The sequence below is a fragment of the Mesorhizobium sp. M1027 genome, from assembly GCF_040318745.1.
Lineage (GTDB): Bacteria > Pseudomonadota > Alphaproteobacteria > Rhizobiales > Rhizobiaceae > Mesorhizobium.
The window spans coordinates 345,855-358,872 of the sequence record NZ_JAMYMW010000002.1; the positions used below are offsets into that span (position 1 = coordinate 345,855).

The 13,018-nt window shown below is 63.3% G+C and carries 8 protein-coding genes; 4 read left to right on the top strand and 4 right to left on the bottom strand.

The features are described 5' to 3' along the window. Positions 1 to 67 precede the first annotated feature (67 nt). Positions 68 to 1,897, top strand: a complete 1,830-nt coding sequence (gene typA, locus NKH50_RS06230) for a translational GTPase TypA (RefSeq protein ID WP_352877347.1) — start codon at positions 68 to 70, stop codon at positions 1,895 to 1,897. 257 nt (positions 1,898 to 2,154) lie between these two features. Here the strand turns inward: typA and NKH50_RS06235 are convergent, their stop codons facing one another. Further along, entirely contained in the window at positions 2,155 to 2,781 is a 627-nt protein-coding gene (locus NKH50_RS06235; protein WP_352877350.1) for a DUF1062 domain-containing protein, read from the bottom strand. 395 nt (positions 2,782 to 3,176) lie between these two features. Here NKH50_RS06235 and NKH50_RS06240 point away from each other — a divergent pair, with 395 nt between their 5' ends. Then, positions 3,177 to 3,791: a LysE family translocator gene (locus NKH50_RS06240; protein ID WP_352648884.1), complete on the top strand. Its 615-nt coding sequence runs from the start codon at positions 3,177 to 3,179 to the stop codon at positions 3,789 to 3,791. 9 nt (positions 3,792 to 3,800) lie between these two features. Here the strand turns inward: NKH50_RS06240 and NKH50_RS06245 are convergent, their stop codons facing one another. After that, entirely contained in the window at positions 3,801 to 4,124 is a 324-nt protein-coding gene (locus tag NKH50_RS06245; RefSeq protein ID WP_352877352.1) for a YciI family protein, read from the bottom strand. A 137-nt stretch (positions 4,125 to 4,261) separates the two neighbouring features. Then, positions 4,262 to 4,825, bottom strand: a complete 564-nt coding sequence (locus tag NKH50_RS06250; protein WP_254817739.1) for a peroxidase-related enzyme — start codon at positions 4,823 to 4,825, stop codon at positions 4,262 to 4,264. A gap of 131 nt (positions 4,826 to 4,956) precedes the next feature. On the opposite strand from NKH50_RS06250, the gene NKH50_RS06255 reads away from it, so the two are divergent. Further along, positions 4,957 to 9,753: an NAD-glutamate dehydrogenase gene (locus tag NKH50_RS06255; RefSeq protein WP_352877355.1), complete on the top strand. Its 4,797-nt coding sequence runs from the start codon at positions 4,957 to 4,959 to the stop codon at positions 9,751 to 9,753. A gap of 188 nt (positions 9,754 to 9,941) precedes the next feature. Further along, complete coding sequence (locus NKH50_RS06260; RefSeq protein ID WP_352877357.1) at positions 9,942 to 11,318, top strand: MFS transporter; 1,377 nt, start codon at positions 9,942 to 9,944, stop codon at positions 11,316 to 11,318. Positions 11,319 to 11,357: 39 nt separating this feature from the next. Here the strand turns inward: NKH50_RS06260 and purH are convergent, their stop codons facing one another. Beyond that, on the bottom strand, positions 11,358 to 12,974 hold the full coding sequence (gene purH / locus NKH50_RS06265) for a bifunctional phosphoribosylaminoimidazolecarboxamide formyltransferase/IMP cyclohydrolase (protein WP_352687063.1): 1,617 nt from the start codon (positions 12,972 to 12,974) through the stop codon (positions 11,358 to 11,360). Positions 12,975 to 13,018 lie beyond the last annotated feature (44 nt).

Here is a 13,018-nt window from a genome sequence, read left to right on the forward strand (position 1 = left end):
TGAGCCGCCCAACCGAAAGAGGCAGCGCCTTTTGGCCTGCTGCCTGCAACGCTCCCGAGACCAAAACATGAAAATCCGCAATATCGCGATCATCGCGCACGTCGACCATGGAAAAACCACCCTCGTCGACCAGCTCCTGAAACAGTCCGGCTCGTTCCGCGACAACCAGCGCGTCGCCGAGCGCGCCATGGATTCAAACGATCTTGAAAAGGAACGCGGCATCACCATCCTGGCCAAGGCGACCTCGGTCGACTGGAAGGATACCCGCATCAACATCGTCGACACGCCCGGCCACGCCGATTTCGGCGGCGAGGTCGAGCGCATCCTGTCGATGGTGGATTCGGCCATCGTGCTGGTCGACGCCGCCGAGGGCCCGATGCCGCAGACCAAATTCGTCGTCGGCAAGGCGCTCAAGGTTGGGCTGAAGCCGATCGTCGTCATCAACAAGATCGACCGGCCGGATGCGCGCCATGTCGAAGTGGTCAACGAGGTGTTCGATCTTTTTGCAGCACTTGATGCCACCGACGAGCAGCTCGACTTTCCTATCCTTTACGGTTCAGGCCGCGACGGCTGGGTCTCGGAAAACCCCGAAGGCCCGAAGGACCAGGCTCTGGCGCCGCTGTTCGACCTCGTCATCAAGCACGTGCCGGCGCCGACCGTTCATCCCGGCCCGTTCCGCATGATCGGCACCATCCTGGAAGCCAATCCGTTCCTCGGCCGCATCATCACCGGCCGTATCGAATCCGGCACGCTGAAATCCAACCAGGCGGTCAAGGTGCTGCACCATGACGGCACCCAGGTCGAAACCGGCCGCATTTCGAAGATCCTCGCCTTCCGCGGGCTTGAGCGCCAGCCCATCGAGGAAGCGCAGGCGGGCGACATCGTCGCCATCGCCGGCTTGTCGAAAGGCACTGTCGCCGACACCTTCTGCGACCTGACGGTGACCGAGCCGCTGCACGCGCAGCCGATCGATCCGCCGACGGTGACGATGTCTTTCCTCGTCAACGATTCGCCGCTGGCCGGTACCGAAGGCGACAAGGTGACCAGCCGCGTCATCCGCGACCGCCTGTTGCGCGAGGCCGAAGGCAATGTCGCGCTGAAGATCGAGGAATCACCTGACAAGGATTCGTTCTTCGTTTCCGGCCGCGGCGAATTGCAGCTGGCCGTGCTGATCGAGACGATGCGCCGCGAAGGTTTTGAGATCGCCGTGTCGCGGCCGCGCGTCGTCATGCAGAAGGGCGATAACGGCGAATTGCTGGAGCCGGTCGAGGAAGTCGTCATCGACGTCGACGAGGAGCATGCCGGCGTCGTCGTGCAGAAGATGTCGGAGCGCAAGGCCGAGATGGTCGAGTTGCGCCCTTCGGGCGGCAATCGCCAGCGCATCGTCTTCCACGCGCCGACGCGCGGCCTGATCGGCTACCAGTCGGAACTGTTGACCGACACGCGCGGCACCGCCGTGATGAACCGGCTGTTCCATGCCTACGAGCCTTATAAGGGTGAGCTGCCGGGCCGCACCAACGGCGTGCTGATCTCCAACGAACAGGGTGAATCGGTGGCCTATGCCATGTGGAACCTGGAAGACCGCGGCCCGATGGTCATCGATCCCGGCGTCAAGGTCTATCAGGGCATGATCATCGGCATCCATTCCAGGGACAACGATCTCGAGGTCAACGTGCTCAAGGGCAAGAAGCTGACCAACATCCGCGCCGCCGGCAAGGACGAGGCGGTGAAGCTGACGCCGCCGATCCGCATGACGCTGGAACGCGCGCTGGCCTGGATCCAGGATGACGAGCTGGTCGAGGTGACGCCGAAGACCATCCGCCTGCGCAAGCTCTATCTCGACCCGAACGAGCGCAAGCGTTTTGAAAAGTCGGCGAAAGTGGTCGGCGCGGCATAAAGGGCAATACCGCGCAATGAGCGGTAAACTCGTCACGGCTGTCATATACGACAATCGACCCGAGGCCGAAGTTTGCGTGTCGATGCTCGACGCGTATGGAATTTATGCTCTCGCGAGTTGTCTTCTCGACACGGGCTCGGCTTGATCCATGTGCAAGTCGCCGATAGCGATCTCGATGCGGCCAAGGGTTTGATCGGCTCGGGGCGGTTGACCCGTGGCCGCAACTGTCTCCGATTGCGGATGCCCTTGCCGTTGCCTCATCCGCCTGCAGCCGAAATGATATCGTCCCGGTCTGGTTCGCCAGACAGGTGGATGCGGATCGCCGTTCCCGTCCGCGCCGGCCTGCGCAAGGCTTTGGCTCCGTCCGGACCAACGGCCAGCAATCGTTTCTCTTCCCAAACCTGAAGCCGCGATCGCGAGACACCGAGTTCGCTGGCCAGCAACCGGTCGAGCCGCAGCGCTGTCGGCGTTTCGAGCCCGAGCTGGAGCTCGAGCGCTCTGGTATTTTCCGGTCTATCCCCGAGCACCTCCTTTTGAACGGCGGCTTCGGGGCACTCCTCAACGCGCCCGATACTGCTTCGCAATGCGGCAACATCGAAGGCATGGCGCCGCGCCAGGACCGGATCGTTGCTTTCGAGCGCCTGCAATATTGCCGGTTCGATATCCCGGCGGCTGCAGCGCTCCAGAATGCCGAAATTCCAGGAATTGTCGCAGTCGATGCAGCGGTAGATCAACCAAGCGTCAATGCGCTTGCCATTGGCATTGACGCGGAATTTGCCGCTGCAGCGATAGGCTTTCAGGCCGCCGCAGCGATTGCAGTTGAGGTGAGGTCGAGGTGCGGTTTTGGGCGCGATCGCCCAGCGGATGCGCAGTATCGAAGGCATGCCGAAAAGCCCTTCCCGCCGGGAAGTTCGTCAGATCGGCGATATCGAGAACCCCTTGCGGGCACGGCGTGGCGAGAGACTGCGGCAGTTGGAAATCAGGTGTCGCGGGTGGTTATGCGCGACAGCGGTTCAGCAGTGCCAAACCGGTCTCGAACCGCCACCCTGAAGAACAGGTCATGTGAAAACAGGCACCGCGACTGCGACGCCCTGCTCTGTGTTGGGGGAGTTGACGAGACCGGCGGTTACGTAGGCAAAGTGAAGCTCGGAAAGGATTTCGGAACGACATCTCTAGCCGTGAGGTGCCTGGCGGACAAGCCTTCTTTCGGTAGACGCTACCGTCGCCGGAACAGTTGGGTTATGTTGAACACCCCAAACACTTCAAACGAGACCCCGTCATGCATTTCACGTCGCTGCTGATTTTTGCCGGCGCCCTGCTTGTTGCCGCCGGCTCGCCCGGCCCGTCGATCGCCGCTCTTGTGGCGCGGGTCATCGCAAAGGGCTTCCGCGACGTGTTTCCATTCCTGCTTGCCATGTGGATCGGCGAAGCGATCTGGCTGTCACTGGCGGTGTTTGGTCTCGCCGTGGTAGCGCAGACGTTCCATTTTGCCTTCGTCGTCGTGAAGTGGGTCGGCGTCGCCTATCTCGGCTGGCTTGCCTGGAAGATGTGGACGGCACCGGTCGAGGCGAAGGAGGGTTCGCTGCCGCGCGAAGATTCGCCCGCCAGACTGTTCTTTGCCGGCATGGCGGTAACGCTGGGCAACCCCAAGATCATGATGTTCTATCTGGCGCTGCTGCCGACCATCATCGATCTCGGTTCGGTCAGCGTGGTCGGCTGGGTCGAGCTGACGGCGACCATGGCAGTGGTCCTGGTCGCCATCGATTTGACCTGGGTGCTCGCCGCATCGCAGGCGCGCAAGCTCTTGAGAAGCAAGCGGGCGATGAAGATCGCCAACCGCATCAGCGCCGGTACCATGGCCGGCGCTGCGGCGGCGATCGCGGCGCGGTCCTGAGCCGGCGCGTCAACCCATTTCGATGATCGGCGCGATCTCGATACTAAAGGCTGGGTCGGTCAAGATAGGACAATCCTTGGCCTTGCCGACGGCATCGTCGATGTCTTTTGCTTCGATGATGGTGTAACCAGCGGTCGGATTGCTGCCGCCGTTGTTCTCGACCTTGCCGCCAGGCAGTACGGTCTTCGACATGCCGACTGGATTGCCACCGTCGATCACGGCTGAGCCAAGCTTGCCATACCAGCCGTTCCAGGCATCCATCGCTGCCTTCCGTTCGGCCTCCTCGGTCGGCATCTTGCCTGAGCCATGATAGACGTAGAGAAATTTCGCCATGTTCTCCTCCTCTGATCGGCGGCATCGAACCGGCATGCGGTCATGCCGCATGCCGATCATCTGACCAAACCGGCAAACAAGCAACGAGAATGCGAAGTAGCTAATATAATGTGCGGTTGGCCCGCAACGGCGGCGCCCTATCGAGCCATCGCGTGGTATTCATCGTTCGGCCGCATATCGATTGCCGATGCCAGCCGGTTCGACATGTTGAAGAATGCCGCGGTCGAGGCGACATCCCATATGTCGCGGTCGGAAAAGCCGACTTGCCGCAGCGCCGCCCGGTCCGCTTCGACGATCTTTGCCGGCTGCTCGGTCAGCTTCACCGCGAATTCGAGCATGGCGCGTTGCCTGTCCGACAGCTTGGCGGCGCGAAAATTCATCACCATCATCTCGCCGAAGGCGGGGTCGCCGGAAAGCTGGCGCACCGCCGCGCCATGCGCGGCCAGGCAATAGTAGCAATGGTTGACCGAAGAGACGGCGACCGCGATCATCTCGCGCTCGAGTTTCGACAGGCCGGATTCACCCAGCATCAAGTCATTGTACATGTCGGTGAAAGCGCGCAGCTTCTTCTCGTCGAAGGCATAGGCGAGTAGCACATTGGGAACGAGGCCGAGTTTCTCCCGGCATTTGGCGAAATAGGCCTTGGTCGCGTCGCTCAGCTCCGCCGGTGCCAGGTCAAGCGCGGTGATTTTGTCCGTCATGGCGGATTTCTCCTCGTTTTTCGCCAGGCTGCCGGTGAATTCCGACATTTCGTCGCAAGCCGTCAAACCTTTGTCGCCAAATACCCGTCATCTGTTAGCATAGCCGCAAAAACATGCGACGGGAGGGACTCATGGCCAGTGTAAAGTCAGCGAGCCGGTTGAAAAAAGCCGGCCTGACGAGGGGTGAAGCCGCGGGTGGCGAAAAGCCCGGCAGGCTTGCCGACTACCTGCTGGCCCGAGCTCCGGCCGAAGATGTCGCCGCCTACGACGTCATCGATCTCGAACGCGCTGCCGAACTCGCCGGCCGCGCAGTGGCCAGGCACAAGAAGGACGACTGCGTCGTTGCCATAGACGTCGATTCCGGTGTCGTCCGCCAGGGCCGGCCGATGACGGTGATCACCGTCGTCAACGACAACATGCCGTTCCTGTTTGATTCCGTCCTCGGCGAAATCACCGAGAGCGCGGGCGAGCCGCTGCTGGTTACCCACCCGGTCATAGTCGTCAGGCACGACAAAAACGGCGTCGAGGAAATCCTCGGCGACGGGGGTTATGCCAAGGGCGACCACAGCCATGACCGGCTGAGCGTCATCCATGTCCATATCGGCCGCCTTTCGGCCGAGCAGGCTGAAGGTCTGGCCGCGCGCCTGACCAAGCTGCTCGGCCAAGTGCGCGCCGCCGTCACCGACTGGAAGCCGATGCTCGCCCGCCTCGACCAGGCGATCTCGGAATTCCGCTACTCGCCAGTGCCGCTCGACAAGGCCCATGTCACCGAGGCGATCGCCTTCCTCGAATGGCTGCGCGACGACAATTTCACCTTTCTCGGCATGCGCGAATTCAACTACACCGGCGGCGAGACGAGCGGCATGCTCGAGCGCGCCGAAAAGCCCGGCCTCGGCATCCTTTCCGATCCCGACGTGCTGGTGCTCAGGCGCGGCACCGAAGCGGTAAGCACGACGCCGGAAATCCGCGCCTTCCTGCATGGGCCGGAACCGCTGATCGTCACCAAGGCCAACGCCAAGTCATCGGTGCACCGCCGCATCTACCTCGACTACATCGGCGTCAAGACCTACACCGGCAAAGGCGTGCTTTCGGGCGAGCTCCGCATCGTCGGCCTGTTCACGTCGACCGCTTATACGCGCTCGGTGATGAAAATCCCCTATCTGCGCTCGAAGGCGGAAACGGTCATCGCCAAATCCGGCTTCAATCCAAGCGACCATTCCGGCAAGGCATTGATCAACGTGCTGGAGAGCTATCCGCGCGACGAGCTGTTCCAGGTTCCGGTGCCGATCCTGCGCAAGCATGCCGAAGCCATCCTGGGCTTGATCGAGCGGCCGCGCGTCAGGGCATTGGTGCGTGTCGACCAGTTCGACCGCTTCGTCTCCGTGCTCGTCTTCGTGCCGCGCGACCGCTACGACAGCGTCGTGCGCGAGAAGATCGGCACGTATCTGAAGACCGTCTTCGAAGGCCGGCTGTCGGCCTATTATCCGGCGTTCCCGGAAGGCGGGCTGGCGCGTGTCCATTTCATCATCGGCCGCTCCGGCGGCAAGACGCCGAAGGTCGAGCAGGCGACGATCGAGGCGGCGATCCGCGACATCGTACGGACCTGGGACGATGCACTGCGCGAGACCGCGACAGAGACCGGCGCCGATGCGAGACTCACGGCCATCGCCTCGCGTTTTTCGGAAAGCTATCGCGACAGTTTTCCACCGGCCGTGGCGCTGGCCGACGCCGGGCGCATCGCCAAGCTCGATGCGTCAAATCCGATCGCCATCGACTATTACCGTCACGCCGGCCAGAAGCCGCATCAGGCGGCGCTGAAGATCTATCACCACGGCAGCCCGGTGGCGCTGTCGCGGCGCGTGCCGGTGCTGGAAAACATCGGTTTCCGCGTCATCAGCGAGCGCACTTTCGAGGTCGGCGACAATCAATCCGGCATGGTCTTTATCCACGACATGGAACTCGAGAACAGCTACGGCAGGCCGATCGACCTCGGCAATGGCGGCGCGCTGTTCGAGGATGCGTTCCTTTCCGTCTGGCGCGGCGATGTCGACAATGACGGCTATAACGGCCTTGCCCAGACCGCCGGCCTGTGGTCGGGCGAGATCGCCGTCCTGCGCGCCTATGGCCGCTATCTGCAGCAAGCCGGTATCCCGCAGAGCCAGGATTTCATCGCCGCCGCGCTCAATCGCTATCCCGAGATCGCCCGCGGCCTGCATGCGCTGTTCGTCGCCCGCCTCGGCCCGACGGCGGAAACGGAAGGTGTCGTCCAGGCCAAACATTTGAAGGCCAAGATCACGGATGCGCTGGAAGACGTTCCCAACATCGATGACGACACCATCATCCGCCGTTATCTGAACCTGATCGAGGCCTCGCTGCGCACCAATCATTTCGTTGCCGATACGAAAGAGAAAGGCCAATCGCTGGCGATCAAGCTCGATTCGCAATCGGTGGACGGGCTGCCGGCGCCGCGGCCATGGCGGGAGATCTTTGTCTATGGCTCTGAGGTCGAGGGTGTGCATCTGCGCTTCGGCCCGGTCGCGCGCGGCGGCCTGCGCTGGTCGGACCGTGCCCAGGACTATCGCACCGAAGTACTCGGCCTGGTCAAGGCACAGCAGGTCAAGAATGCGGTGATCGTACCGGTTGGCGCCAAGGGCGGTTTCTACCCGAAAAAGCTGCCGATGAGCGCCGGGCGCGACGCCATTTTCGAGGCCGGCACAGCCGCCTACAAGAATTATGTTTCCAGCCTGTTGTCGATCACTGACAATATCGGCCTGGACGGCGTCATCCCGCCGGCGGGCGTGGTGCGGCGCGACCAGGACGATCCCTATTTCGTCGTTGCCGCGGACAAGGGCACGGCGACCTTCTCGGACATCGCCAACGCCATCAGTGAAAAGCACGGCTTCTGGCTCGACGACGCTTTCGCCAGCGGCGGTTCGGCCGGTTACGACCACAAGAAGATGGGCATCACCGCCAAGGGCGCCTGGGAAGCGGTCAAGCGGCATTTTCGCGAGATGAACCGCGACATCCAAACCACTCCGTTCACCGTCGTCGGCGTTGGCGACATGTCGGGCGACGTGTTCGGCAACGGCATGCTGCTGTCGGAGCAGACCCGGCTGATCGCCGCCTTCGATCATCGCGACATCTTCATCGATCCCGATCCCGACATGGCGGCTTCGATGGCCGAGCGCCGGCGTATGTTCGCTCTCGCCCGCTCAAGCTGGCAGGATTACGACAAGACGAAGCTGTCCGAAGGTGGCATCATCGTCTCGCGCAGCCAGAAGTCGATCACATTGCCGGCCGCCGCGGCTGCAGCGATCGGCCTCGGCAAGACAACGGCCACGCCGGTCGAGATCATGAGTGCCATCCTCAAGGCGCCGGCAGACCTTTTGTGGTTCGGCGGCATCGGCACCTATGTCAGGGCATCGGGCGAGACCAACCAGGATGTCGGCGACCGTGCCAATGACGCGATCCGCATCACCGCGCTCGACCTGCGCGCCAAGGTGATCGGTGAGGGCGCCAATCTCGGCGTCACGCAGCGGGCGCGCATCGAATTCGGATTGAATGGCGGACGCTGCAATTCGGACGCGATCGACAATTCTGGCGGCGTGAACTGTTCCGACGTCGAGGTCAACATCAAGATCGCGCTGGCTTCCGCGATGCGCAAGGGATCGTTGACCCGGCCGGCGCGCAACAAATTGCTGGCCGAGATGACCGATGAGGTCAGCGCCCTGGTGCTGTCCAACAATTACCAGCAGACGCTGGCGCTGTCGCTTGCCCGCAAGCGCGGCCTCGCCGACATCGCCCATCAGAGCCGCTTCATGGCGGCGCTGGAGGCGCGCGGACTGCTCGACCGTGCCGTCGAGGCGCTGCCGTCGCCGGCGGCCCTTGTCGAGCGCGAGACGCGCGGCGAGCCGCTGACCCGGGCCGAGCTCGGCGTACTGCTCGCCTATGCCAAGATCGTGCTGTTTTCCGATATCGTCGCCAGCGACGTGCCCGACGATCCGCATTTCGACCGTGATCTCATGGGCTATTTCCCCGATCGCATGGCGAAGAGATATGCGGGAGAGATCCACGACCATCGCCTGCGCCGCGAGATCATCGCCCGTGTCGTCGCCAATGATCTGGTCAATCGCGGCGGTCCGTCCTTCGTCAACCGGCTGCAGGAAACAACCGGCCGCAGTGCCGCCGATGTCGTGCGCACCTTCGCCGTGGTGCGGGACGGCTTTGCGCTGCCGGCGCTCTACCGGCAGATCGACGCGCTCGACAACCAGATCGACGGGCAAATCCAGCTCGACCTTTATCAGGCGGTCAGCCGGCTGATCTATGTGACGAGCGGCTGGTACCTGAAAAACGATGCCGGCACCGCGCCGCTCGGGCAGCGGATCGCCGAGTTGCAGGACGCACGCAAGGCGCTGGAGCCGAAGCTGGTTTCGCTGCTGCCGGCCTTCTCGCGCGAGCGGATCGAGGAGCGGCGGCACAATCTGTCGAAGGGCGGCGCGCCGGGGAGCCTTGCCGAACAATTGGCGTTGACCGATGTGGCGGAACTCATCCCCGACATTGCCCTGACGGCGCGGACGGCGAATGCCGGCATCGTCGCTGCCGCCAAGGCATTTTTCGCGGTCAGCGATGTCTTTCGCATCCCGCGCGTCGAAGATGCGGCGCGCTCGATCACCCCCTCGGATTATTACGATCAACTGGCGCTTTCCCGTGCCACCGACACGATCGGCGCGGCCAGGCGCGGCATCGCCGTGGCGGCACTCACCAGCCATGCCGAGGCGGTGGATCCGGTGGCGGCATGGCTGGAGGCCGGCGGCGAACGGGTCGGACGCATCCGCGAGCGGCTGCAGGCGCTGACCGAGGGCGGCGACATCACCGTGTCGCGGCTGTCGGTGGCGTCCGGCCTGATGAGCGATCTGACGGGGCTGTGAGACGTCTTCCATATCGCGCGGGATTGCCGGGAAGAACTGCGCAATAGAGCGAACGGCGCGCTGCTTTTGGGAGCGCCGGAGCATGATGCCGAACCTAACGATCGGCTTTTGGACAAGATCGTGCTCAACAACAAGGTGGAGCGTCATTCCGATTCGATCGGCATTGAGCAAGCTCCAGCGGAGGGGACATGGCTGAGATGGCAGTGCAGCGGGCGTCGGGACGCGGCATCTGGGGATGGATGCTGTTCGACTGGGCGGCACAGCCGTTTTTCACGGTCGTCACCACCTTCATCTTCGGTCCTTATTTCGTCTCGCGCATGGCCAGCAATCCCGAAACCGGGCAAGCGTCCTGGGGCTACGGCATTGCCGCCGCCGGCCTCGTCATCGCCGTTTTGTCGCCGGTCCTCGGTTCGATCGCCGACCAGACAGGACCGCGAAAGCCGTGGATAGCCTTCTTCGCCGCGGTCAAGATCACCTGCCTCACCCTGCTGTGGTTCGCCGCGCCCGGCTCTGATCTTTTTCTGATCGTGGCGTTGTTCTCGCTGGCGTCGGTCGCGGCGGAATTCTCGACCGTGTTCAATGATTCGATGATGCCCCGCCTGGTGCCGAAGAGCGACATCGGCAGGATCTCGAACATGGCCTGGGGGCTCGGCTATCTCGGCGGTATGATCGCACTGATCTTCGTCGTTACCGTCATGGCCGGCTCGCCTGAAACCGGCAAGACCGTTGTTGGGCTGGACCCGATCTTCGGCCTCGATCCCAGGCTCGGCGAGGACGCGCGCGCCACCGGACCGTTGTCGGCGGCCTGGTATTTCCTGTTCATCCTGCCGATGTTCTTCTTCACGCCGGATGCAATCAAAGGCATTCCAATCGGGCCGGCGGTGCGCGAGGGACTGTCGGAACTGAAGTCGACGCTGGCCGAAGTGCGCAAGCGCAGCGGCATTTTTCGCTTTCTCGTCGCCCGCATGATCTATCAGGACGGCGTCAACGCGCTGCTGGCGTTGGGCGGAACGTTTGCGGCGGCAATGTTCCATTGGTCGATTACCGAGATCGGCCTGTTCGGCATCATTCTCAACGTCGTCGCCATAGTCGGATGCTTGGTTGCCGCACGCCTCGACGCGGCGCTGGGTTCCAAGTCCATAGTGATGATTTCGCTGGTCATGCTGAGCATCGCCACGCTGGGCATCGTCTCGACCGGCCCGGGCTATACGCTGTTCGGCGCCTGGGTGATGCCCGGACTGGACGGCGGCGGATTGTTCGGCACGGCGGCGGAAAAAGCCTACATTTTCTACGGCCTGCTGATCGGGCTTGCTTTCGGTCCGGTGCAGGCTTCGTCGCGCTCCTACATGGCGCGCAGCGTCTCCGCGGCCGAATCGGGCCGCTATTTCGGCATCTATGCACTGGCCGGCCGAGCAACCAGTTTTGCCGCACCCTTCATGGTGGCCACGATCACCCTGGCCAGCGGCTCGGCGCGGCTCGGCATGGCGGCGATCGTGCTGTTCCTCGGAGCGGGCATGGCGATCCTGATCGGCACGCCCTATCCGGCGGATCGGCCGGCGGAGTGATCTGCTCGTCCCTTCTCCCACAGAGGGAAGGGAGGGAGTTCAATGCCTGAAATGCCTCACGCCGGTAAACACCATGGCGATGCCGTGAGCATCGGCGGCGGCGATGACATCGTCGTCGCGCATCGAGCCGCCGGGCTGAATGACGGCGGTGGCGCCGGCTTCGATTGCCGACAAAAGCCCATCCGCGAACGGGAAAAAGGCATCCGAGGCGACGACCGAGCCCTTGGTCAAAGGCTCCGTCAGACCGGCAGCCTCGGCCGCGTCGAGCGCCTTGCGCGCGGCGATGCGCGAGGAATCGACCCGGCTCATCTGGCCGGCGCCGATGCCGACTGTAGCGCCATCCCTGGCATAGACTATGGCGTTCGACTTGACGTGCTTTGCCACGCGAAAGGCGAATTTCAGATCGGCCAATTCGGCCGGCGTCGGAGCGCGGCTGGTCACCACTTTCAGGTCGAGGTCATCAATCACCGCATTGTCGCGGCCCTGGACCAGCAAGCCGCCGGCAACCGATTTCAAGCCAAGGCCCGCCGCGCGCGGGTCGGGCAGGCCGCCGGTAACCAGCAGGCGTAGATTCTTCTTGGCGGCAATGATGCGGACTGCTTCCTCGGACGCCTCCGGTGCGATGATCACTTCGGTAAAGGTCTTGACGATCTCTTCGGCGGTTCCGGCGTCGAGGATGCGGTTCATGGCGACGATGCCGCCGAAGGCAGAGACCGGATCGCAGGCCAGCGCCTTGGCATAGGCCGCGTGCAGCGAAGCGGCTTCGGCGACGCCGCACGGGTTGGCGTGCTTGATGATGGCAATTGCGGCGGAGCGGGTCGGATCGAATTCGCCGACCAGCTCGAAGGCGGCGTCGGTGTCGTTGATGTTGTTGTAGGAAAGCTGCTTGCCCTGAAGCTGGCGCGCCGTAGCGACGCCCGGCCGCCTGTCGCCATTGACATAGAAGCCGGCGCCCTGATGTGGGTTTTCGCCATAGCGCATCACCGATTGCAGCTTGCCGCCGAAGGCGCGCCATGTCGGATGCTCGATCTCGAGCGCCTCGGCGAACCATCCCGAGATCGCCGCGTCGTAGGTGGCAGTACGGGCAAAGGCCTTGGCTGCCAGCTTCTTGCGGAAATCCAGCGACAGCGAGCCGAAATTCATCTCCAGCGCGTTGAGCACCGAGGCATAGTCGTCAGGGTCGGTGACGATACCGACATAGGCGTGGTTCTTGGCCGAGGCACGGATCATCGCCGGGCCGCCAATATCGATGTTCTCGACGATCGCCGCGTAGTCGGCGCCGGAGCGGCGCACCTCTTCGAATGGATAGAGATTGGAGACGACGAGATCTATAGGCTCGATGCCGTGGTCGCGCATCGCAGCGGCGTGCTCGGGATCGTCGCGCACGCCGAGCAGTGCGCCATGCACCGACGGGTGCAGCGTCTTGACGCGGCCGTCCATGATCTCGGGAAAGCCGGTGAGCTCGGATACGTCGCGCACGGCCATGCCGGCCTCGGCGATCGCCTTTGCGGTGCCGCCGGTCGAAACCAGCTCGACGCCGGCCGAAGCCAGCGCCTTGGCGAAGTCGATCAGGCCGGTCTTGTCGAAGACGGAGAGCAGCGCGCGACGGATCGGAACAAGGTCGGGCGCGGGAATGTTCTTGGCGGCGACGGCCATGGGCTGGCGGCCTTTCCAGTTCTGGTTGGAGAGCGTCCGCGGGC